The 23,091-nt window shown below is 62.7% G+C and carries 13 protein-coding genes; 3 read left to right on the top strand and 10 right to left on the bottom strand.

Annotation, left to right across the window (positions count from 1 at the left end; genetic code table 11):
• Positions 1-19 precede the first annotated feature (19 nt).
• Both AC1RAC_RS14205 and AC1RAC_RS14200 read right to left on the bottom strand, forming a co-directional pair.
• Positions 20-475 carry a DMT family transporter gene (locus tag AC1RAC_RS14205; protein WP_003191976.1) on the bottom strand — a complete coding sequence of 152 codons (456 nt, stop codon included), beginning with the start codon at positions 473-475 and terminating at the stop codon, positions 20-22.
• Between the two features lie 4 nt (positions 476-479).
• On the bottom strand, positions 480-968 hold the full coding sequence (locus AC1RAC_RS14200; protein WP_014718846.1) for a DMT family transporter: 489 nt from the start codon (positions 966-968) through the stop codon (positions 480-482).
• A gap of 119 nt (positions 969-1,087) precedes the next feature.
• Between AC1RAC_RS14200 and AC1RAC_RS14195 the strand changes: the two genes are divergently transcribed.
• Complete coding sequence (locus AC1RAC_RS14195) at positions 1,088-2,020, top strand: LysR family transcriptional regulator (protein WP_236455288.1); 933 nt, start codon at positions 1,088-1,090, stop codon at positions 2,018-2,020.
• A gap of 76 nt (positions 2,021-2,096) precedes the next feature.
• Here AC1RAC_RS14195 and AC1RAC_RS14190 read toward each other — a convergent pair whose 3' ends face one another.
• From AC1RAC_RS14190 to AC1RAC_RS14170, 5 genes are all read right to left on the bottom strand, one after another.
• Complete coding sequence (locus tag AC1RAC_RS14190) at positions 2,097-3,416, bottom strand: Nramp family divalent metal transporter (protein WP_072448638.1); 1,320 nt, start codon at positions 3,414-3,416, stop codon at positions 2,097-2,099.
• A gap of 42 nt (positions 3,417-3,458) precedes the next feature.
• Positions 3,459-5,012 carry a DUF726 domain-containing protein gene (locus AC1RAC_RS14185; RefSeq protein ID WP_054897040.1) on the bottom strand — a complete coding sequence of 518 codons (1,554 nt, stop codon included), beginning with the start codon at positions 5,010-5,012 and terminating at the stop codon, positions 3,459-3,461.
• A gap of 132 nt (positions 5,013-5,144) precedes the next feature.
• On the bottom strand, positions 5,145-5,450 hold the full coding sequence (locus tag AC1RAC_RS14180) for an XRE family transcriptional regulator (RefSeq protein WP_057977105.1): 306 nt from the start codon (positions 5,448-5,450) through the stop codon (positions 5,145-5,147).
• Positions 5,443-5,808 carry a type II toxin-antitoxin system RelE/ParE family toxin gene (locus AC1RAC_RS14175; protein WP_034127312.1) on the bottom strand — a complete coding sequence of 122 codons (366 nt, stop codon included), beginning with the start codon at positions 5,806-5,808 and terminating at the stop codon, positions 5,443-5,445. Before AC1RAC_RS14175 ends, AC1RAC_RS14180 begins: the two co-directional genes overlap by 8 nt.
• A gap of 212 nt (positions 5,809-6,020) precedes the next feature.
• Entirely contained in the window at positions 6,021-17,408 is an 11,388-nt protein-coding gene (locus tag AC1RAC_RS14170) for an autotransporter-associated beta strand repeat-containing protein (protein ID WP_492616670.1), read from the bottom strand.
• A gap of 428 nt (positions 17,409-17,836) precedes the next feature.
• On the opposite strand from AC1RAC_RS14170, the gene AC1RAC_RS14165 reads away from it, so the two are divergent.
• Positions 17,837-19,648 (top strand): monovalent cation:proton antiporter-2 (CPA2) family protein, encoded by a 1,812-nt coding sequence (locus tag AC1RAC_RS14165; RefSeq protein WP_034127310.1) that lies wholly within the window; start codon positions 17,837-17,839, stop codon positions 19,646-19,648.
• Between the two features lie 72 nt (positions 19,649-19,720).
• Positions 19,721-20,275, top strand: coding sequence for a DcrB/PsbP domain-containing protein (locus tag AC1RAC_RS14160; RefSeq protein ID WP_259039129.1), 555 nt, complete (start codon positions 19,721-19,723; stop codon positions 20,273-20,275).
• 647 nt (positions 20,276-20,922) lie between these two features.
• Here AC1RAC_RS14160 and AC1RAC_RS14155 read toward each other — a convergent pair.
• From AC1RAC_RS14155 to AC1RAC_RS14145, 3 genes are read right to left on the bottom strand one after another with little or no spacing between them, the layout of a single operon-like run.
• Positions 20,923-21,639: an alpha/beta hydrolase gene (locus AC1RAC_RS14155; RefSeq protein ID WP_186527266.1), complete on the bottom strand. Its 717-nt coding sequence runs from the start codon at positions 21,637-21,639 to the stop codon at positions 20,923-20,925.
• Positions 21,640-21,649: 10 nt separating this feature from the next.
• Positions 21,650-22,405 carry a precorrin-6A synthase (deacetylating) gene (cobF, locus tag AC1RAC_RS14150; protein WP_492616669.1) on the bottom strand — a complete coding sequence of 252 codons (756 nt, stop codon included), beginning with the start codon at positions 22,403-22,405 and terminating at the stop codon, positions 21,650-21,652.
• 45 nt (positions 22,406-22,450) lie between these two features.
• Complete coding sequence (locus tag AC1RAC_RS14145; RefSeq protein WP_034127306.1) at positions 22,451-23,005, bottom strand: histidine phosphatase family protein; 555 nt, start codon at positions 23,003-23,005, stop codon at positions 22,451-22,453.
• Positions 23,006-23,091: the final 86 nt, after the last annotated feature.

Genomic DNA, 23,091 nt, shown 5'->3' with positions numbered 1-23,091 from the left:
CAAGCATGGTTCAGCGCCGTCAGTCGGCCCGGCGGCTATTACTGCGGTACATGAACACCAACGCCAGGGCAAGCAATAGCATGGCGAGGATACGGCTGCCCGACAGCTCGATCGCCGGGTTGCCCAGCCAGCCAAAGTTGTCGATCAGCATGCCCATGCCCAGTTGCCCGACAATCACCGCCACCGTGGCGACGGCTGTGCCGACCACAGGCACTGCGCCGACCATCACCATCATGTACACCACGCCAAACAGGGCACCGGTCAATTGCCACTTTGGCACCTCCAGCAGGCTGACGGCCTGGGCCGGTTCGAAGAAAAATATCAACAGCGCCGTGGTCAGCGCGCCCACCGCGAAGGTCAACAGACTGCTGCGCAATACCCCCACCGTCTGGCCCAGACGCCCATTGATAGCGGCCTGCACACTCAGCACCGCCCCCGCTGCAATCACCACCACCAACAACATAAACAGATTCATCGTCTTAACCTCGTGCAATCAGAACCAGAGCCGCCACAATCAACGCCAACGCGATCCAGCGCTCGCCATTGACCCGTTTGCGCGCCGTGCCGAACCAGCCGAAGTGGTCGATCAACACACTCTTGCCCACTTGGCCCGAGAGGATCGCGATCATGGTCATCGCGATGCCGATGTGCGGTGTGGCCAGGGTCAATACCACCACGTACATCGGCCCCAGAAACCCGCCGATCAACTGCCAGCGTGGCAGTTGCGTGAATGCTGGACCCTTTTGCGGGCCGCTGAACAGCAGCAGTAAAAACAGAATCGCCGTGCCAACGCCAAAGATGCTCAACGTCGCCCACAAATGCCCGACCTGCGCGCCCAATGGCCCGAGCAACCCGGCCTCCACCGACAGGCCCATGCCCGCCAGAATCACCAACGGCAACAGCAGCAGCCGTAGAAGGTTATTGCTCGGCCTGGCCTGCGCCAGGCCTTCGGTAGAACGTGCCTGCATACATCACCCGTGTATCAAGAAAGGAAAAACATGGCGCGCATTATCCGGTGGCCGTGCTGTGCGATAAATGGGAGTATGCGGACAACACCTTTGCGCAAAACGCACAGCCTGGAGAGACGATGCAGGGCTTGAATGAACTGAGTTTCAAGGCGCTACGCCTGTTTGTGGCCGTGCTGGACCAGGGCAGCTTTTCCGAAGTGGCCCGCCGCGAAAGCCTGGCGCCCTCCTCCATTTCGCGGCAGATTCAACTGATGGAACAGGTCGTCGGCCAGCAATTGCTCTACCGCCATACGCGTGCCGTCAGCCCCACCGAAGCCGGCCGCCTGCTGGGCCGTCACGCACGCTTGCTACTCGAGCAGTTGGAGACGGCTAACCAGGCCCTGCAGGAGCAAGACAGCGAACCCAGCGGCCTGGTGCGCATCAACGCGCCCATGGCGTTCGGCCAGCGTCACCTTTCACCCTGGCTGGGAGGGCTGTGCCGGCGCTACCCGAAGCTGCAACTGGATATCCAGCAGACCGACACCTTCGTCGACCCGCTGCAAGACGGCACCGACCTGCTGTTTCGTATCGGCGTGCTCAATGACTCGGGCATGCAGGCGCGCATCTTCGCGCCGCAACGCTTTCGCATCGCAGCCAGCCCCGCCTACCTGGCCCAGCATGGCACGCCGCGCCACCCCGACGAACTGGCCCACCACCACTGCCTGGCCTACAAAGGCATCACCGGTCAGCAGCGCTGGTTCTTCCGCCGCGGCCAAGGCGATTGGACCCCCTATAGCGTCAGCGGCCCCATCACTGGCAACCACGCCGACACACTCACCCACGCCGCCGAACAAGGCCTGGGCCTGGTGGCGTTTCCGTCCTGGCTGATTGGCGAAAGCCTGCGCGCCGGCACCTTGCAGGCGGTGCTGAGTGAGTATGAGGTCGCGACAACCCTGGAGCCCCAACAGATCGCCGCGTTGTGGCCGGGCAGCCGCAGGCTCTCATTGAAGGTGCGCACGGTGATCGACTATTTCGTGGAGTGTTTTGGGACGGTGCCGTATTGGGATCGGTGAGTGTGACCGCCCCCTGATGGAGCGCAAACTGTTCGAAGGCGGTGTTGAGAAAACGAGCACATGACTCAACCCTAGCTCAGAACAACCACTGCCCGATCAACCACGCATTCGCCCCACTGATCACCGCGAACAGAAACCACGCCAGCAGCCGCGTGGGCAGCCGGTTGACGAATGGCCCCATCAATTGCTTGTCGCCAGTCATGCGGATCAGCGGGTACAGCGCAAAGGGCAACTGCAGGCTCAGGACCACCTGGCTGAGAATCAGCAGCTTGCCGATGGCATCATCACCCATCAGCCATACACCTAGAAACGCCGGGATCAGCGCCAGCCCACGGGTAATCAGGCGGCGCTGCCAGCAGGGTATGCGCAGGTTGAGGTAACCCTCCATGATAACTTGGCCGGCAATGGTGCCGGTAAAGGTCGAACTCTGACCCGAAGCCAGCAAGGCGATACCGAACAGAATGCTGGCGAAAGCACCGCCGACCAAGGGATCGAGCAGGTGATAGGCGTCCTGGATCTCCACCACATCGGTATGGCCGGTCTTGTAGAAGGCTGCAGCCGCCAGCACCAGGATGGCGCCGTTGACCAACAGCGCCAAGGCCAGGGAGCCGATGGTGTCGATACGCGCCAGCTTGACCGCGTCCTGTTTGCTCGCCAGGTCCTTGCCGATCAGGCGGGTCTGCACGATGGAGGTGTGCAGGTAGAGGTTATGAGGCATGACCGTCGCGCCGAGAATACCGATGGCCAAGTACAACGGCGCCGCATCGCTGATAGCCGACAGTGACGGAGTGAAGCCACTGAGCACGTCGGGCCAGTAGGGTTTGATCAGCACCAGTTCGATGAAAAAACACACGCCGATGGTGGCGACCAGCGCCAGCATGATCGCTTCCAGGCGGCGAAAACCACGATTTTGCAGGGCCAGGATCAACAGCGTATCGAAGGCAGTGATGACAATACCAGTGGTCAGCGACACGCCCAGCAACAGGTGAAACGCCAGGGCGCAGCCGAGCACTTCGGCAAGGTCTGTGGCGATGATGGAGATTTCCGCCAACACCCACTGGGTACGAGCAGAGCGCTGGCTGTAGCGCTCACGGCACAGTTGCGCCAGGTCCTTGCCAGTGGCGATACCCAGCCGTGAACACAGGCACTGCACCGCCATCCCCGCCAGGCTGGCCAGCAGCACCACAAACAACAGGCTGTAGCCGTAGCGTGAACCGGCTTCAATGGCCGTTGCCCAGTTGCCGGGGTCCATGTAGCCGATGGAGATCAACAGGCCGGGGCCAGCGAACATCAGCACCCGTTTAAAAAACGAGGCCTTGGGATCAACAGCGACAGAGCCGGCCACTTCCGGCGGGCAGAACGGGGCGGTAGCGATTTTCGGCAGGCTGAATTTCACGCGGTATTCCAGGCAAATACACAAGACTTGGGCAGCAGCTTATCAGTCGGACGCGACCGTGCGCATCACCGTGTCTCGCGGCAGGTCAAACGCTTCCACCACTTGCACCACCAGCTCCAGTTCCTGGTTAAGGGCCTCGCGCTCCATGCGCTGGCGAATCACGCCGATCACCAGTACCGCCAGGGTGGTGATCGAATATGCCGGGCCGGAAAACGCTCGCACCCCGCTGACCAGCAACATCGCCGCAGCCAGCGCCTGGCCCACCACCGGAATCGCCGTGGCCGCACCGCGCCGCAGGATAAACCCAGTCAGCCCGGCCAACGCCGTGCCGCTCAAGGCGGTGGTGGCCGAACGCCCCAGATCGAAACGGTTGAACAGCCCCTGCTCTTTTTGTGCAGCCGCCTTGAGCTCGGCCTCGAACGCCTGGCGATCAGCGCGACTGAGTTTGTCCTTGTACTGCTCGATCAGTGTTTCTGCGACCTGCCCTTCGATCTCTGCCAGCGCCACGTGCTCAAGTGGCTGGTCGAACTTGATGCCCAGGCGTTGCGCCACATCTTCGGCAATCTGGCGATAGCCCACGCCATGGCCACGGGCCAGGTTCATAAAGCTATCACCGCCCATGCGCTGCAATTCAATGGCCAGTTTCAACGGCTCGCGCACACTGGCATCAATCGCGGCACTGCGCTTTTGCGCCATCAGTTCGGCAAGAAACTTCAGCTCCTCCGGCCGCGCTTGCACCAATGCCGGGTACAGGTCCACGTCCGCTTCGGCAAAACGCACTTCACTGCTGCGCGAGTCCACACGGATCATGCCGCGCCGCTCCTGCAGCAAATCGGTGTACTGCACCACCGTCTTCAACTGCGGCCAATAGGCGGCATGATCGAAGCTGGCCAGGTGCACATTGGTGACCTTGGACTTGAGCGCGGGCGTTACGTCAATCGCATAGCGGCCAATGCAACGCTCGGTATCGGGTTTCATGGCCAGCGCCCAGTCCTTGCTGGAGTGGCAGTTGATCAACCGCCCCTTGAGCGGCGCCGACACATCATCCCAGGGGCTCGATGTACAAATCGCCCCGCCCATCAACAACAGGTTATCGAGCGGCAGTTCGCGAGCAATCTCGGGGCTGGCCAGCAAGCTCTTGACCAGGATACGCGCGCCCAGGGAGTGGCCGATCAGGTTGATACGCCGTACCGGCAGCGACTGGTCGTGCAGGTAGCCGGCCAGCTCTGGCAATAACGTCTTGGCCACTTCATCGACCCGTGCCTCGACACTTTTGTAATGGTCGAGAAAATAGGCAATGGCCTTGCCCACGCCCACCGTCGCCGCGCCCAGGCCGCCACCGCCGAGCAGCGAGGCGAGCACGTCCTTGAACGGTGCAAACAGGTTTTCCAGAAAATGCCCCGCCGGCCAGAACAACATCAGGTTGGTCGACCCTTCGATACCGGCCAGTTGCTCCTTGAAACTGCCCAGTTGCTGACGGTTGAAGAATGCCGAATAACCGTGAACATAGAGATTGAGCACATCCCCCTGGGGCTCGCCACACAAGACGAACGTGGGTTTGCGGGTGCGGTGCATTTCATCCCACTGGTGTTGCATGGGGCGGTGACTCCTGGCGGAAGGGATGGCGATAGTAACAAACAGAGCCGACAAGGAAGGTGAATCCTGACCAGCGTTCGCCACGCTCAGGACAATTGGAATAGCCTGAATCTGGCGAAGAGCCCAGCTACTTCAACAGGCAAAGTTGTCAATTTTGACCTGGCCATCCGGAAAAGTGGCGATGATTTCCAGCTCGCCCCCCATCGCACGTATGTAGTCACGCAACGTGCTGATGTACATATCAGTACGACGCTCCATCTTCGAAACCGCTGCCTGGTTGATATTCAATGCCTTTGCCAGGCTTGCCTGGCTCAGTTGCTGGGCTTTGCGCAACTCATGCAGCGGCATTTCTTTCAAGTGTTGCTGAAATATCTGCTCGGCATCGGCGTGCGCCTCAGGTGTCATGCGAGCTTTCAGTTCCGCGAATTTCTTAGCCATGGTCACGGCCCTCTTTACGCAATGAGTCTAAATGTACGTCGTACAGCTTCTCTGCCAAGGGTACGTACTCGTGGTACCAACGGTGCTGTGCGGTTTTATCGCCACCTATCAGCAACACTGCACAGCGCCGAAAATCGAAGGCATACAACACCCTGTAAGGTCGCCCTGCATGCTGTACCCGCAACTCTCGCAGGTTGCCGTGCCGAGCACCCTTGATATCGCTGCTATGGGGAAAGCGCAGCCCAGGCCCGAACAGCCCCAGCAAATCAACACTGGCAGCCACCGACGATTGCTCCTTTGCATCCAAGCCATCCCACCACTCTTCGAATTCATCCGTGTATTCAATGTCCCAGACCATGCAAATATGCCACCCAAGGAATATAAACTCAAGTGCATAACTTTAGGCCGGCGTCGGTTGGTCGCCAGCCGTGTTCCGGAAGAAATTGTATTCACATCCTTCAGGCTGCCCGGTGAGCAATAAATGCCCTGCTTTCATTAACCAACGTACTTCTTCAAAAAATCTTCCAAAAAAAACCGCCCTTTCGGGCGGTTCAAAAAACTCGGCCGTGATCAAAAACCGAGGGAGAAACTCACGGTCACTGCGTGGTCCTTGTCGTTACGCGAGAGTTGGCCCGAATAGCCCAGGCCCAGTCTGCCGTTCTGGCTGATCTGGTAATCCAGCCCCGCTTCCACCACTGCACTGTCCTTGGCAATCGGCACGCCTTGGGTGCTGAACGAGCCACCGCCATTGATAAAGCTCAGGTCGGCGTCGGGCTTGGTATCACCGAAGGCATGGCGCCAGCCGATGCTGCCCCGTGGGGTGATTTTCGAGCCGTTGCCCAGGGTGATGGTCTGGCCAATGCGCACGCCCAGGGTCGAGTAGGTGATGTCCTGGTCGGCATCGCCACGCAGGGCTGCCGAACCGCCTTTTTCCTTGATGGTGTCGCTGTCGTAGTTGACGTAGGCCAGGCCGGCGAACGGTTCCAGGGCCACGCTAGGGGTTTGGATGGTGTAGCCGACTTCACCGAACACCTGCGCACTGCGTGCCTTGTAATCGGCTTTGAGGCGTTGGCCCTCGGCACCGACGGCCACGTTGCGCTTGCTTTCGACGTCATGCCAGCTGTACGCCACGCCCATCCGTGCGGCGAAGGCTTCCTGCTGGTAGGCGGTGTAGGCCATCAGGTGGTAGCTGTCCACATCAGCGCTGGAATTGCGGCGCTTGGCGTCCAGGTCGCTGCGGGTGTAGCCGGCGGCCACGCCCACGCGCCAGGCGTCGTCCACTTGCTTGTCGGTGCCGAGCAGGAAGCCGCTGAGGTTGCGGTCCAGCTTGGCGGTGTTGCTGTCACCGCCCATATGGCCCCAGGTGCCAAGCACGCGCATCCAGCCGACCATCTCGCCGTGACAACCGGCGCTGCTCAGGTGGTTTTCGCTGGGTGCCAGGGCATTGCGCGGGTCGTCCTCGCGGTAGCAACCGGGTTGGCGCAGGCGCTCGTTGACCGCATCACGCACGTAACGCGAGTCTTCAAGCATGGCGCTGGCGGTGCTGGCGTGGATTTCGCCGGACAAGCTGTCGAAGGCCGCGCGTGCCGCTGCCACATCACCATTAAGCAGGGCGTTTTGCACCGCTGCGCCACCGACTCCGGTGCCTGTGCCCAACGCCGCCGCCACGCCGCGCTGGTTACCAGTGGCCGCCACACTGGCGTAACTGACGTCGTTGCGGCTGACCGCCAGGGCCACTTGGGTTGGGCTGTAGTTCAACGCGGAAGTGAGGAACGCCAAGTTCTCCAGATTGGTGGTGGCAAAGGTACCGTTGACTGCGCCCGCCGTCAGCAGGGTGTAGGTGGTGGCGCCGGCATAGGGTGCCAGGTTGACCACATTCAAGGTGCCGCCCAGGTTGGCGGTACCGCCCACGGCCAGGGAGCCGGTGGTGGATGGGGTGATCACCAGCTTCAGCGCACCGGTGCTGGCGTTGGTAAAGTTGCCGGCCACGGTCAGTTTGCCGCTGTCGGGTGTCACCGAGCCGTTGTTGACCAGCGAACCGACACTGCCGTTACCGGTCAGCCCCGCACCGTTGGCCACGGTGACTTGGCCGCCGAGCACGGCGCCTGGGTTGGCCGCGTTGCCCACTTGCAACACGCCCTCTTCCACCGCCACGGTGCCGCTGAACGGCTGGTTGCCGGTCAGCAACAGCGCGCCTGCGCCTTGCTTGATCAGCGCACCGGTGCCGCTCAAGGTGCCGCTGAACTGGCCATTGGTGCGTTGGGCAAACAACAACCGCGCGTTGTTGAGGATCCTGCCACGCAGGCTGGTGGTGGTGCCCGCCAGCGTACCGCCACTGACGGTGGTGCCGCCGGTGTAGGTATTGGCGCCAGTCAGCAGCAAGGTACCGGCATCCAGCTTGTTGATGCCGCCGGTTCCCACCAGCGGAGCATCAATCTGGGCGGTCACGCCGGAATTGACCCGCACCGCCGCCAGGCTGCCATCCGCCGCGTTGGTCGGGCTCAAGCTGCCGCCTTCGCCGGCCGTCAGCACGTAGCCGGCGTCCAGCACTTGCAGGCCGGTGAAGCCTTGGTTGCCAACCACGGTCACGGTGCCGCCCTGCCCGCCAAATACCGCGAACTGGTTGGTGGACGCCTGCCCCTGGGTGCCGGTCGGGTCAGTCCAGTTGGTGCCCGGGCCCCAGGTACCACTGCCACCGGTAATGGTGCCATCGGGGTTGGTGGTGCCGCCGTTCCAGAACTGGATTTGCCCTGGCGCGGTTTGCACCACCAGGTTGAGCTGGTTGGCCAGCGCCGTTTGCAGGCTCAGGTTGCCCAGTGCCACCGGCAAGGTGCCAAAGGTGAGGCCGTTATCGGTCAAGCTGCCGCCGTAGCGGAACAGTTGGTACACGCCGACGCCGAAGCCGCCCGTATCGCTGACGTTGAGGGTGCCGTCCAGGGTCAGGTTGCCCGCCACGTTCACCGCCGTACTGGAGGCACCCGGCGCGCCGAGGGCGAAGTCCAGGGTGGTGCCCGATGACAAGCCCAGCGAACCCACCGACAGCGGCGTCGCGGCGCCGGCCTGGAGCACCGAGCCGTCTGCCATGTTCACCGCACCGCCCAGGGTGCCGCTGCCACCGAGGGTCGCGCCGCTGGCGACTTGTACCGCGGCGCTGTTCAAGGTGCCGTTGACCAGCAGGCTGCCGGTGTTGACGTTGGTGTTGCCGGTGAAGGTGTTAGTGCCGCTGAGCAGCAACGCACCGGTACCGGTTTTATTCAACACGCCGGTACCGGTGAGGTTGCCGGTGTAGGTGCCGTCGGTGGCTTGCTCAAAGGTCAACGCCGCATTGTTGACGATAGCGCCTTGCAGGCTGGCGGTGTTGCCCGTGGTGCTGCCGCCGTTGAGCGTGGTACCGCCGCTGTAGGTGTTGGCCGCGGTCAGCAACAAGTCGCCGTTGCCATTTTTCACCAGGCCGCCGCTGCCGCTGACCACGCCGTTGAGGGCCAGGTCGTGGCTGCCGGCCAGGGTAAGCGGGCCACCCAGGTTGAGGGTATTGGCCAGTTGCAGGTCGGTGCTGCCATCCAGTTGCGCCGCGCCGCCGACCGTCAAGGCACCACTGCCCAAGGCAGCATTATTGCCAAGGATCAATTGACCGGCGTTCAGGCCAGTGCCGCCGCTGTAGCTGTTGACGCCATTGAGCGTCAGCGCTGCCGCACCGTTTTTCACCAGGCTGCCGCTGCCGCTGATAACCCCGTCGAGGGTCAGCGCATTGCTGCCTGCCACCGCCAAGGCACCGTTGAGTACAGCCGCATTGGCCAGGCTGACCGCCGCGTTGCTGTCCAGGGTGGTGCCGCCGGCCGCCGTCAGAGCGCCTGTGCCGAGGGCACTGTTGTTACCCACCACCAGGGTGCCGCCATTCAGCGCGGTACCGCCGGTGTAGCCATTATTGCCGTTGAGTACCAGGGTGCCGCTGTCGAGCTTGGCCAGGGTGCCAGCGCCGTTGAGGGTCACGCCCAGGGTCGCGGTGGCATTGGGGTCGACGCGCACCGCGGTGTTGCCGGTGCCGCCATTGACCAGGTTGAGCACGCCCGCCGTGCCGGAGCCCAGGGTGTAGCCATCAGTGACGAACTGCATGCCGGTGATGTTCTGCGTGCCGTCCACCGTCACGTTGCCCGCCGCGCCTTGGAACACCGCGAAGCTGTTGACCCAGCCCTGGTTGAGGGTGCCGTCGACATTGGTCCAGTTGGTATTGCCGGCGTTCCAGGTGCCGTTGCCGCCGTCAATCGCACCGTTGCCGATCAGGCTGTTGCCATCCCAGAACTGTACGGTGGTGTTGGGCGCAGTCACCAGCAGGTTGACCTTGCTGGTGATCGCGGTCTGCACTTGCAGATCACCCGGTACCACACTGCCTGGCAGTGTGCCGAGCGCCAGGCCGTTATCGGTCAAGGCCCCGGTGTAGTTGATGAGGTTGTAGACGCCGCTGCCAAAGCCGCCGATATCGGTGACATTGAGGTTACCGTCCAGAGTCAGGTCGCCGCCGACATTCAGCAGGCCTGTGCCGCCGCCCAGCACCGGGGTGCCGAGGCCAACATCCAGGTTCGAGTTGCCACCCAGCACCAACGAGCCCACCGACAGTGTGCTGCCGGAGGCCAGGCCGATGTGCCCACCGTCGGCCACGGACACAGCGCCGGCCAATGAACCGCTGCCGGCCAGGGTTGCGCCGCTGTTCACCGCCACCGTGCCGCTGGCCAGGGAACCTGTGACATTCAAGGTACCGCCGTTGACGTTGGCCGCGCCGCTGAGGGCATTGGTGCCGCTCAGGTTGAGCACCCCGCTGCCGTTTTTATCCAGGTTTCCGGCACCGTTGAGCGCGCCGCCAAAGCTGTTATCAAGATTGCTGCCTCCCACCGCCAGCGTAGCGCCGCCCGCCACCTGCACCGTGCCGGTGCCAGCCAGGCTGTTGAGGTTGGCATTGCCACCCAGGTTGAGGCTCGCGCCGCTGCCGACAGTGACGCCGGAGGTGGTGCCCAGCGCACCATTACCCGCCGTGGTCACGCTGCCGGCCGCCACGGTCAGTGGGCCGCTGAAGCTGTTGTTGCCAGTCAGCAGCAGGTCCGCCGCGCCATTCTTGATCAGCGCTGCATTGCCAGCGAGTACGCCGGCCAGGGTCAGGTTGTTGCTGCCAGCGACGCTGAGGTCGCCATTGAGGTTTACCGCATTGGCCAGCACCAGCGGCGTGCTATTGGCCAGGGTCGCCGCACCGCCGACGGTCAGCGCGCCCGAGCCCAGGGCCGTGGTGCTGCCGAGGGTCAGCGTACCGGCATTGAGTGCCGTGCCGCCGCTGTAGGTATTGGCGCCGTTCAGAGTCAGGTTGGCGCCACCGGCCTTGGTCAACGAACCACTGCCGTCCACCACGCCGTTGAGGCTCAGGTCGTTGCTGCCGCCGACGGTGAGCGCGGCATTCAGGCTGGTGTTATTGGCCAGGGCCAACGCCGTGTTGGTGTCCAGGGTGGTTGCCCCATTGACCGCCAAGGCACCACTGCCCAGGGCCGACGCATTGCCCAGGGTCAGGGAGCCGGCATTCAACTGCGTGCCGCCCAAGTAGGCATTGGCGCCGTTGAGCGTGAGGTCGCCCGCGCCGGTTTTGGTCAGCCCACCGGTACCGCTGACCAGGCCGTTCAGGCTCAGGTCGGCGGTGCCTAGAATGCCCAGGTTGCCGGCCAGATTGACCGTATTGGCCAGGGCGACCGCCGTGCTGCTGTCGAGGGTGGTGCCGGCGGCCGCGTTCAGGGCGCCACTGCCCAGGGCCGTGTTGGAGGCCAGGATCAGGCCGCCTGCGTTGAGTGCGGTTGGGCCGGCATAGGTGTTGTTGCCACTGAGGGTCAGGTTGGCGATGCCATTCTTGATCAGGCTGCCCGTGCCCGCCACGGTGCCGGCCAGAGTCAGGGCATTGCTGCCGCCGAGGGTCAGGCTACCGTTGACGTTGAGCGCATTGGCCAAGCTGACTGCGGTGTTGCTGTCCAGGGTGGTGCCGTTGGCGGTGGTCAAGGCGCCGCTGCCCAGAGCACTGTTATTGCCGACCACCAGGGTGCCGCCATCCAGGGCGGTGCCGCCGGTGTAGCTGTTGGCACCGTTAAGCACCAGGGTGCCGGTGTCGAGCTTGGCCAGGGTGCCGCCGCCGTTGAGCGCGACGCCCAGGGTGGCAGTGACGCCGGGATCGACACGTACGGCGGTGTTGCCGCCCACGCCGTTGAACAGGGTCAAGGCGCCCGCTGCGCTGCCGGCCAGGTTGTAGCCATCGGTGACGAACTGCAAACCGGTGATGGCTTGCGCGCCGTCAACCGTGACAGTGCCCGCCGTGCCTTGGAACACGGCAAAGCTGTTCGGGGTCCAGGCTGTATTGAATGCGCCGTTGACGCCGGTCCATTGGCTGGCGCCTGCACTCCAGGTGCCGCTGCCGCCTTCGATGGTGCCATTGCCCGTGGTTTGGCTGCCGTCCCAGAACTGCACGTTGGTGCTGCCGTTGACCAGCAGGTTGACCTGGTTACCGATAGCGGTTTGCAGGTCCAGGTCGCTGGCCGGGATGTTCACCGGCAGGCTGCCCAGCAGCAGGCCGTTGTTGGTCAGGCCGCCGGTGTAGTCGATCAGGCGGTAGATACCCGCACCGAAGCCGCCGATATCCGTGACGTTGAGGGTGCCGTCCAGGGTCAGGTTGCCGTTGACCTGAACCAGCGCCGTGCCGCCAGTGGCGGGCGCGCCGAGGCCCGCATCCAGGTTGGAGTTGGCATTGAACAGCAACGAACCGGTGGTGAGGGTCGCGCCGGAATTGACGGCCAGGTGGCCGCCGTCGGCAATGGTCACGTTGCCCAACAAAGTACCGGTACCACCGAGGGTGGCACCACTGCCCACCGCCACGTTGGTGCTGGCCAGGGAACCATTGACGAGCAAGCTGCCGGCGTGGACCTGGGCATCGCCGGTCACCACGCTGAGGCCACCGAGGGTCAAGGCGCCTGTGCCGTCTTTGGCCAGGTTGCCGAGGCCTGCCACGACGCCGTCGAAAGTGCTGTCGAGGTTATTGTTGCCGACGCTCAAGGTGCTGCCGGCCGCTACGGTTGCAAGCCCGGTACCCGTGAGGGCGCCCAGGCTGGCGCTGCCGCCCAGGTTCAAGGAAGTACCGCTCGCCAGGTTGACCCCGGCGCCGACACCCAGTGCCCCATTGCCCAGCGTGGTGAGGCTGCCCGATTGCACATCGAACAGGCCGTTGAAGGTGTTAGTACCGGTGAGGCTCACATCCGCCGTGCCGGTTTTGACCAGGCTACCGCTGCCGGCCAGCACGCCGGCCAGGGTCAGGTTATTGTTGAGACCGCCCACGGTCAGCCCAGCGTTGAGGTTGACCGCATTGGCCAATACCAGCGGTGTGCTGTTGGCCAGCGTGGCCGCGCCGTTTACGTTCAAGGCGCCGGTACCCAGGGCCGCTGCCGTGCCCAGGGTCAGCGTGCCGGCGTTGAGGGTGGTGCCGCCCTGGAAGGTGTTGACGCCATTGAGGGTCAGGTTGGCCGCGCCGTCTTTGCTCAGGCCAGCCGTGCCGGTGACCAGGCCACCCAGGGTCAGGTCATTGCTGCCGGTGACGGCGAGGTTGGCGTCAAGCACGACGCCATTGCCCACACTCAGCGCTGCCGTGTTATCCAGGGTCGCCGCGCCGCCAACGGTGAGGTTGCCCAGACCAAGGGCGGTGGCGCTGCCCAAGGTCAGCGTACCGGCGTTCAGGGTGGTGCCACCCAGGTAGGCGTTGGCGCCGCTGAGGATCAGATTGGCCGCGCCCTCCTTGGTCAGGCTGCCCGCACCGTTGATTGCGCCGCCGAGCGTCAGGTCAGCGGTGCCGCCGATGCCCAGGTTGCCAGCCAGATTGATCGCGTTGGTGGTGGTAACCGCCGTGCTGGCGTCCAATGTTGTGCCGCCGGCGGCGTTCAACACGCCCGCGCCCAGCGCCGTATTGCTGGCCAGGATCAGCCCGCCTGCGTTCAAGGCCACAGGGCCCAGGAAGGTATTGGTGCCGCCGAGTGTCAGGTCTGCCGTGCCGTTCTTCACCAGACCACCGATGCCACTGATGGCGCCATTGAGCGCCAATGCGTTGCTGCCGCCGACCGTCAGGCTGCCGCTGAGTACCGCATTATTGCCCAGGGTTACGGAGGCGTTGCTGTCCAGTGTGGTGCCCGCCGCAGCAGTCAGGGCGCCAGTACCCAGCGCGGTGTTGCTGCCGACCACCAAGGTACCGCCATTGAGCAAGGTGCCACCGGTGTAGCTGTTGGCGCCATTGAGCACCAGCGTGCCGGTATCGAGTTTGTTCAGAACGCCCGCGCCGGTGATATCGACGCCGAGGGTGGCAGTCGCCAGTGGGTCGACGCGCACGGCGAAGTTGCCGCTGCCGGTGCTCAACTGCCCACCGGTGCCATTGACCAGGCTGTAGCCATCGGTGACGAATTGCAGACCGGTGATGGTTTGTACGCCATTCACGCTGACAGTCCCCGCAGCACCTTGGAACACCGCAAAGCCACCGCCCCAGGTCTGGTTGGAAAGGCCGTCGGCCGAGGTCCAGTTGGTGCCCCCCGCTGTCCAGGTGCCGTTGCCACCGTCGACAGTGCCGTTGGCAAGGGTGTTGCTGCCGTCCCAGAAACGAATATTCGGCGCCGCTACCACCAGGTTGACCTGGCTGCCCACTGAGGTCTGTACCAGCAGATCACCCAGGCCATAACCCAGCGGCACCGTGTTGACGTTCAATGCGCCGGTCAAGCCGCCGGTGTAGTTGATCAAGCGATACACGCCGGCGCCAAAGCCACCGGCATCGCTCACATTAAGGTCGCCGGCCAGATTCACGTTGCCACCGACATTCATCAGCGAGGTCAGCGACGGTGCGCCAAGCGCCACATCCAGACTGGCCCCGGCACTCATGTTCAGGCCGCCAGCCGACAAGGTCGTGCCACTGCCCAGCGCCAGGTACCCGCCGTTGTTGATATTCGCCGTACCCAATAGCGAGCCACTGCCGGTGAGGGTGCCGCCGGTATTCACGTTGACCGACGCGCTGCCCAGGGAACCATCGACATCCAGAGTGCCCGCGTTGATCGCCGTGTTACCGGTGATGCCATTGATTCCGTTGAGCGTGAGCGTGCCGGTACCCACCTTGATCAAGCTGCCCGCGCCGCTGAGGTCACCGTCAAAAGTACTGCTGGTGTTCACGCCACCCACGGTGAGTTCCAAACCGCCGCCGACTACCACGCCACCCGCACCGCTGAGGCCGGCCAGGCTGGAATCGACGCCCAGGTTCAGCGCAGCGCCAGCGCTGACATCAACGCCGGAGGTGCTGCCCAATGCACCGGCGCTGCCGGTGGTGACGCTGCCGGAGACAATATTCAATGGCCCGGTAAAAGTGTTACTGCCGCTCAAGGTCAGGTCAGCCAAGCCATTTTTGATCAGCGTACTGGCGCCGCTGATCACGCCGCTGAGGTTCAGGTCATTGTTACCCGCGAGCGTCAGGTCGCCATTCAAGGCAATCCCGTTGCCCAGGGTGAAGGTCGCGCTGGTATCCAGAGTGGCCGCACCGCCTACCGTCAAGGGGCCCGCGCCCAATGCGCCTGCCGTGCCCAAGGTCAACGTACCGGCGTTGAGGCTGGTGCCACCGGTGAACGTGTTGGTGCCGTCAAGGGTCAGGTTGGCCAGGCCATCCTTGATCAGCGCCCCCGCGCCGCTGACCACACCGCCCAGGGTCAGCCCATTGGTGCCGCCGACGATCAGCCCGGCGTTGAGGACAATGCCATTGCCCAGTGCCACCGCTGAGTTGCTGTCCAGGGTTGCGGCGCCGCCGACGGTCAAGTTGCCCAGGCCAAGCGCCGTATTGCTGCCGACGGTCAGGCTGCCCGCATTCAGAGTAGTGCCGCCCAGGAAATTATTGCTGCCGCTGAGTGTCAGGCCGGCCGCGCCGTCTTTGGTCAGGCTGCCTGCACCGTTGACCGTGCCGCCCAGGGTCAGGTTGGCGCTGCCACCGATTCCAAGGTTACCGGCCAGGTTGATCGCGTTGGCCAGCGTCGTACTGGTACTGGCGTCCAGGGTCGTGCCCCCGGCTGCATTCAACGTACCCGCGCCCAAGGCACCACTGGCGCCAACTACCAGCTTGCCGCTGTTCAGCGCAGTGTTGCCCAGGTAAGTGTTCGCTTGATTGAGGATCAGATCCGCCGGGCCGTTCTTGATCAACCCACCAAGGCCCGCCACCACACCGCCAAGGGTCAGCGCGTTGCTGCCGCCAAGGGTCAGGTTACCGCCCAGGTTGAGGTTATTGCCCAGGCTCACTGCTGCACTGGCATCCAGCGTGGTACCCGCCGAGGCGTTCAACACACTGGCGCCGAGCGCAGTATTGGAGCCAACCACCAGCGAACCGGCGTTGAGGGCCGTGGCGCCGGTGTAAGTATTGTTGCCCGTAAGCGCCAGGCTCGATACGCCCTCCTTGATCAACCCGGAACCACCGCTGACAACCCCGCCAAGGGTCAGCGGGTTCACGCCGTCTACGGTCAGATTCGCGTTCAAGGTAATCGCATTGCTGGTTGTCAGCGCAGCATTGCTCTGCAAAATACCTGCACCCGCCACGGTCAAGGCACCGGTACCTAGCGCCGCGGCATTGCCCAATGTAAGCGTGCCGGCGTTCAAGGTGGTACCACCCTGGAAGGTATTGGCGCCACTGAGGATCAATTCGCCGATACCCGCTTTGCTCACACCCGCGGCGCCCGAGATCACACCACTCAGGGTCAGCCCGGTCGAGGCGCCCTGTACCGTTAAACCACCGGTACCCAGGGTCATCAGGTTGGCCAGTGTCAGGCCGTTGCCAGTGGCCTCGATAGCGCCGCCGTTAGACGTGAGCACACCGCTGCCAAATGTCGCGTTGTTATTGAATTGCGCCACACCCCCATTGAGCGTAGTGCTGCCGCTGACCAGCGGCCCCTGCAACGTCCAGGTGCCACTGTTGATGGCCAGGTTGTTGAAGTTGACATAGTTGGCGCTTGAAGCCGTGCCGGTGCCTGTACTGCCACCACCGACGCCCGTCGTGTTTTCAAGGATCAGCGAGTTGCTGCCGCCTGCGCCACCGTCCACCTGGCCGGTGGGCGCGAACGTCAGGTTCACGCCGATCAGTCCGCCAAGGCTTAAGCCGAGGCCGCCGCCACTGGTCACCTGCGACCCCGTGACCGCTGTAAACGTGTTGGTACTGGCGGTCCCCATCGAAACGCCGCCAGAGATAGTGCCGGTGTTGCGGAACGTGTTCCCCGTAGCAGAGCTCTCGAACGCCACGCGCCCGGTCAGTGCGCCGTTGTTGGTCATATTGACCTGCCCGCCACCCTGCACCGCTACCACCGGGGTATCGGAGGCAAACAACGTCAGGCCGAGCAAGGAGGAAGAACCAATGACGCCGTTGTTGACGATCGTGGTGGTGCCGCCTGCGCCGTTGGTGGCGTTCAGGGCCATGCCATCCAACGAGGCCAGGTTCAGCCCCAGCAACGCGCCAGTACCGCGCATGATGCCGGTGGCACTGTTGGTGATGTTCAACACGCTGGCTGCCGTGTTGCCGATCACCACCCCACCGCTCAGCACTGAAACCAGTCCGAGGAGTGCCGGGTCAATGGTGCCGGAGTTGTTCAACGTGGCGTTGTTGCCGGTCAGGGTCAGTGCTTTGCCGCCCAGCGTTGCGTTGAGTTGCGCCCCGGCATTGACGTTGACCGTCAGGTTGTTGACCGCGCTGCTGAAGGTATTGAGGAACAATGGCAATGACGGCACGCCCGTACAGGTCACCGTCGCGCCGGCCGCAGGACTTGCCGGGCTGCAGGCGGCAAACACATCCGGGCTCGCCAGCCCCATCACCAGCCCGGCCACTCCCAGGCGGATCGCAAGAGAAAGCGCAGAAATACGAGGTAAAGCGGCAGTCGCAAGTCTTCTATCCACGTTCTACTCCTTGTGGTCCAAGCCTTTCATCCGTGACTGCGTGCACGCCTTGCTTCAACGATCCACACGCATCGAATTCGAAACACCTGACCGTGGTGACTACTGATCCAGTTTTTCGAAACGTTAGTAGACCTGCGCGAAAGCCATTGAATTAAATGGTATTAATACTTTCGTAAAATCGGCGTAAGAATGGGATGAGAGCCAACATCCATTGACTGTCGCGACAAAAATACAAGTTTCAAAATGTGAAAAAGCGCTCTAATAGCGCTCTATTTCCCCTGCTGTGGAATATTTTTGTGGCCAGAGATTGCTCCCGCTCGGGTGCGCAGCGCCCGCAGTTTTTTGGGGCCGCTTCGCAGCCCAGCGGGAGCAAGCTCCCTCGCCACAATGGCCCCCCGAGTTGATCTACGTAAACGATGGAGTTCGTGATGCCCCATGAAGGCAACCTGTTACAAGCAGCCGTGGTGTTCCTGTTCGCCGCCGTGCTGGCCGTGCCCCTGGCCAAGCGCCTGCAATTGGGCGCGGTGCTGGGCTATCTGTTTGCCGGTGTGATCATCGGCCCGTCGGTTCTCGGCCTGATCGGCAACCCGCAAAGCGTGGCGCAGTTCTCTGAACTGGGCGTGGTGCTGTTACTGTTCATCATCGGCCTGGAGCTGTCGCCCAAACGCTTGTGGGTGATGCGCAAGGCGGTGTTCGGCGTCGGTCTGGCCCAGGTCCTGCTCACCGGTGTGGTGATGGGCGCGGTCGCGCTATGGCTGTTTGGCCAGTCGTGGAACAGCGCCATCGTGCTGGGCCTGGGCCTGGCGCTGTCGTCTACGGCGTTTGGCCTGCAAAGCCTGGCCGAACGCAAGGAGCTCAACCAACCCCACGGGCGTCTGGCCTTTGCCATCCTGTTGTTCCAGGACATCGCCGCCATCCCGCTGATCGCCATGGTGCCGTTGCTGGCCGGCAGCGATCATCCGACCACCGAAGCCCAGGGCCTGCAACATGTGTTGCAGATCCTCGGCAGCATCGCAGTGGTGATCATCGGCGGGCGCTACCTGTTGCGCCCGGTGTTTCGCATTGTGGCCAAGACCGGCCTGCGCGAAGTGTCCACCGCCACCGCGCTGCTGGTGGTGATCGGCACCGCCTGGCTGATGGAGTTGGTGGGCGTGTCCATGGCCCTGGGGGCCTTCCTCGCCGGCCTGCTGCTGGCGGATTCGGAATACCGCCACGAACTGGAATCCCAGATCGAGCCATTCAAGGGCCTGCTGCTGGGGCTGTTTTTCATTAGCGTGGGCATGGGCGCCAACCTCAGTTTGCTGCTCAGCACGCCACTGGTGGTGATCGGCCTGACCCTGCTGCTGATCGGCTTGAAGCTGCCGCTGCTGTACGCCGTCGGGCGGATGGTGGGCGACCTCAATCGCGAAAGTGCCCTGCGCCTGGGCGTGGTGCTGGCGGCGGGGGGTGAGTTCGCCTTCGTGGTGTTCAAGATCGGTCGCGACCAGGGCCTGTTCGAACCGCAGCTGTACGACGTGCTGGTGCTCACCATCACCCTGTCCATGGCCGTGACTCCGCTGCTGTTGCTGGTGTGCCCGAAGCTGTTCAAACCCAAGGCCAAGCCGGTGGAAGTGCCCGAGGAATACCGCGCCATCGAAAGCGATGCGCCTCGCGTGGTCATCGCCGGCATGGGCCGGATGGGCCAGATCGTGGCGCGAATCCTGCGCGCGCAGAACATCTCGTTCATCGCCCTCGACACCTCGGTGGAAACCATCGAGCTGACCCGCAGTTTCGGCGGCATGCCGGTGTTCTACGGCGACCCCCAACGCCCGGAAATCCTCCACGCCGCCAAAGTCGATCAAGCGGAGTTCTTCGTGATCGCCATGGACGACCCGGAGATCAACATCAAGACCGCCGAGCTGGTGCGCAACCTCTACCCGCACATGAAGATCATCGCCCGTGCGCGTAACCGCCAGCACGTACACCGCCTGGTGGACCTGGACGCTTCACCGGTGCGCGAAACCTTCTACTCCAGCCTGGAAATGAGCCGCCGTACCCTGGTCGGCCTCGGTTTGAGCCAGGCCCAGGCCGATGCGCGCATCAACCGCTTCAAAACCCACGACCAGCAGGTACTTGCCGCCCAACACGCGGTATACGACGACGCGGCCAAGGTCATGCAAACTGCCCAGGAAGCCCGTGCGGAACTGGCGCGCTTGTTTGAAATGGACAGGCTTGACGAGGAATCCTCCGACAAGCTGTGATGGGCTGGATGAACGAAATTGCGAATTTTCTGACAGAATACGCCGCAATTTCGTTCAACCCCGGAGTGCTTCATGGCCACGTTCACCAAAACCGCAATGCTGCTCGCCCTAGCGCTTACCGCCGGCAGCGTGTTCGCTGCCACCAAGCCCGCCACACAGACAATCTCCACCTTGGGTGGCAAGTTCACCTTCAAACTGCCCAAAGCCTACAGCGCCGACACCCTGCCCTCCGGCACGGCGCAAGACGGCACCGCTGACACCCAAGGCACCCTGTACGCTAACTCAACGACGAAAAGTGTGGTGATCGTCGCCGAAACCGTGCGCAACGATGGAGCAACTATCCAGGATAACGACCCGAAGTTCCTCGACGGCGCCGTGGCTGATTTCGTCAAAGACCAGAGCGCCGCCATGCCCGACTTCAAGAAACTGGGGGAGAAGAAACTCACCTACAAGGGCCTGGGCCTGCGCCAGGTGGACAGCAGCGCTACCCAAGGCGGAGGCAAGACCTTGAACTCCACGTTCCTGGGTGGTTCGGGCAACCATTTGCTGGTGATCCAGGCGATTTCCCGGGCTGATGATGTGAAGGGGCATGCGGCGTTGGTGAAGCAGGTTACGGGCGGCAAGTAGCCCCCTCTTCCAGCCAACACAAAACCCATGTGGGAGCGGGCTTGCCTACGATGGCGGTGTGTCAGTCACTGAATCTTTTACTGAGCCACCGCTATCGCAGCATAGGTATCTACATAACTCTGTAAGCTCAGCGGTAACCACGATGCGAAGCGAGCCGCTCTTGATCTGCTTTTGATCTTAGGCGCCCCGTTAAACCACGCTGGCCGGAATTCGACAGGGATTTGGGGGGTAAACCGGCAGGGATGCCGGTTTAGCCGCCCCGCGCCATGGATGGCGCGTGGCGGCGGCCCCCCAAATCACTGGCGGATTACGGGCACACCGAGCCTAGGCGAGGTGCCGAGTGGTGGGGCAAGAGCGTTTTGCTTACTTTGCCGCTTTTGCAAAGTGAGCCGCCGTAAGGGCGGAACCCTAAGTGGCCGTTACCGCAGGAATGGATATGTACACGGTCCAACTGTGTTGACTGCCAGGCCGTCTTCGCAGGCAAGCCAGCTCCCACATTGGATCGCGGGGCATCAGTTATATCTGTGTCGGCTGCCAGGCCGTCACGGGAGCAAGCTCCCTCGCCACAGATTTAGCGTCGTGCCGAAGTTGTGTAGATACCTATGGCTATCGCAGGCAAGCCAGCTCCCACATTTTTAACCGCATTTTCACTTCAGGCTTTTCTCTAGCCAGGCTTTCAAGTCCTGCACTTCCGCTTCGCTGATGGTGTGATTCATTCCCGGGTACTCATGAAACTCCGGCTTGAGCCCCAACCCCGTCAGCACCTTGTTCGCCTGCGTGGCCGAGCTAAAGGGCAGCGCCTGGTCCAAGGTGCCATGGCCGATAAAGATCGCCAGCTTGCCCATGGACGCATCAGGTTTGAGCGCAGACCTGAGCACCGGTAGCACGCTGCCACTGAGCGCAGCGATACCGCGTACCAACTCGGGTTCACGCAAGGCCACCTCGTAAGACATGATTGCGCCCTGGCTGAACCCCACCAGGAACACCCGATCACTTTGGGTGTGGTACTTGGCGGTAGCCTTGAGCACAAAGTCCTTGATCAGCCGGGCGCTGCTGAACAGTTCATCAGTCTCGCCGTTGTACTCAGGCTCATCGGTCTTGGTGAACCAACGATAACCTTGCGGCTCCACCGGCAGCGGCGCGCGCACCGACAGGTAGGTCCAGGTGGACGGCAACGCGTCCTTGATACCAAACAGATCTTCCTCGTTGCTGCCAAACCCATGCAGGAAGATCACCAGCGGCTGGTTGCGCGCATCACCCTGGGTCTGTTCCAGGTAGGACAAAGGCAAGTCGGTGTGCAAGCCGGAGTCGGCATGAGCGGCGCCGGCCACCAGGGCCAAGGCGAGGGCAAGTTGTTTGAGCATCGGGTTTACCTCAGGGTTTGCGCAACAAATAGGTGTCCATGATCCAGCCGTTTTCCAGGCGCGCCGCCTTGCGTACCCGTTCGATCTCTTCTGCCACATGCCCCACTTTACCGCTGATCAGGATCTCGTCCGGGGTGCCCAGGTAGGCGCCCCAGTAAATATCCAGGTCCTGATCCGCCACACTGCGGTAGGAATCTTCGGCGTCGAGCATGACCACCAGGGTATCGGCATCACTCGCCTGCCCCGCCGCCAACCGGCGCCCAGTGGTGATTTCGATGGACTTGCCAATACGGTTGAGCGCCACCTTGTGCTGCGCCGCCAGGGCTTGCACGCTGGTGATGCCGGGGATCACTTCAAACTCGAAGACACAGCGACCACTGGAAAGAATCGCCTGCAAGATGCGGATGGTGCTGTCGTACAGCGCCGGGTCGCCCCAGGCCAGGAACGCCCCCACCTCACCGTCAGCCATTTCTTCGTTGATCATGCGTTCGAAGGTCTGCTGCTTATCGCGGTTGAGGTCCTGCACAGCGGTGGTGTAGTCGATTTCACCGCGCACACGCTCCGGGCAGTCGGCCTCGACAAAACGGTAGCCGGGCTCGGTGATGTAGGTGTCGCAGATTTCCCGGCGCAGGTCGATCAGCTTGTCCTTGCTCTGGCCCTTGTCCATCAGGAAGAACACGTCGGTACGGTTCAGCGCCTTCACGGCCTGCATCGTGATGTAGTCGGGGTTGCCGGCGCCAATGCCGATGATCAGGATGCGTTTCATGGGTTGCTCTCAGTGCGGGGCGTGGATTTTGCCATGATCAACGCATCAGGCGTGAGTTTCCAGGCGCAGGCGCCAGACCGCGTTGAAACGCAGCTCGGTGCGCGACAGCGGTTCGACATCGATCAGGTAGAACATCGATACTGGAAATTGCATGACGTACAGCATTGCAGCGCGGATGACCAAGGGATGTGTAACGGCCACCACATGGCCGGGTTGGCACTCCAGTGACCTCATCCATTCGCCCACGCGCGCGCAAATGTGGTCCACCGACTCGCCGCCATGGGGGGCGCTGGCGCTGTCGGTGAGCCAAGTCATCAATTCATCGCGATCAAGCTGGGCAGTGTCCTGCCCCTTCCAATGGCCAAAATCGCCATCGCGTAACGCGGGCTCAACCACGGCGTGGTCACCGAACAGCGTTGCCGTCTGGCGAGTCCGCGCTTCGGGCCCGCATATCAGGCGCACACTTTTGCGGAACCGATCCGTCAGTGACAGCCGCGCATTCTGCCAATCCATCAGTAACGACTCGTCATCGGGAAACCGCCCCTGCTTTTGCATGGGGGTCACGGCATGACATACGAGAGTCAATCGGGTTGCTTGCATAGGCACCTCACTCTGCTCAGGGACGCGGCGGGGAGAAAACGGCGGCGTATTTCAACCTGTCACAACGAACAGGCAAAGGACTGTGA

It is taken from the genome of Pseudomonas sp. GW823-FHT02F05 (genome assembly GCF_058797315.1).
The sequence above is the reverse complement of the archived record's forward strand: the minus strand, read 5'-3'. Positions and strand labels throughout refer to the sequence as shown.

Excerpts from the sequence above, each read along its gene's own strand:
- AC1RAC_RS14205 (WP_003191976.1), bottom strand. The coding sequence starts at position 475 with ATGAATCTGTTTATGTTGTTGGTGGTGGTGATTGCAGCGGGGGCGGTG.
- AC1RAC_RS14200 (WP_014718846.1), bottom strand. The coding sequence starts at position 968 with ATGCAGGCACGTTCTACCGAAGGCCTGGCGCAGGCCAGGCCGAGCAAT.
- AC1RAC_RS14195 (WP_236455288.1), top strand. The coding sequence starts at position 1,088 with ATGCAGGGCTTGAATGAACTGAGTTTCAAGGCGCTACGCCTGTTTGTG.
- AC1RAC_RS14185 (WP_054897040.1), bottom strand. The coding sequence starts at position 5,012 with ATGCAACACCAGTGGGATGAAATGCACCGCACCCGCAAACCCACGTTC.
- AC1RAC_RS14180 (WP_057977105.1), bottom strand. The coding sequence starts at position 5,450 with ATGGCTAAGAAATTCGCGGAACTGAAAGCTCGCATGACACCTGAGGCG.
- AC1RAC_RS14175 (WP_034127312.1), bottom strand. The coding sequence starts at position 5,808 with ATGGTCTGGGACATTGAATACACGGATGAATTCGAAGAGTGGTGGGAT.
- AC1RAC_RS14165 (WP_034127310.1), top strand. The coding sequence starts at position 17,837 with ATGCCCCATGAAGGCAACCTGTTACAAGCAGCCGTGGTGTTCCTGTTC.
- AC1RAC_RS14160 (WP_259039129.1), top strand. The coding sequence starts at position 19,721 with ATGGCCACGTTCACCAAAACCGCAATGCTGCTCGCCCTAGCGCTTACC.
- AC1RAC_RS14155 (WP_186527266.1), bottom strand. The coding sequence starts at position 21,639 with ATGCTCAAACAACTTGCCCTCGCCTTGGCCCTGGTGGCCGGCGCCGCT.
- cobF (WP_492616669.1), bottom strand. The coding sequence starts at position 22,405 with ATGAAACGCATCCTGATCATCGGCATTGGCGCCGGCAACCCCGACTAC.
- AC1RAC_RS14145 (WP_034127306.1), bottom strand. The coding sequence starts at position 23,005 with ATGCAAGCAACCCGATTGACTCTCGTATGTCATGCCGTGACCCCCATG.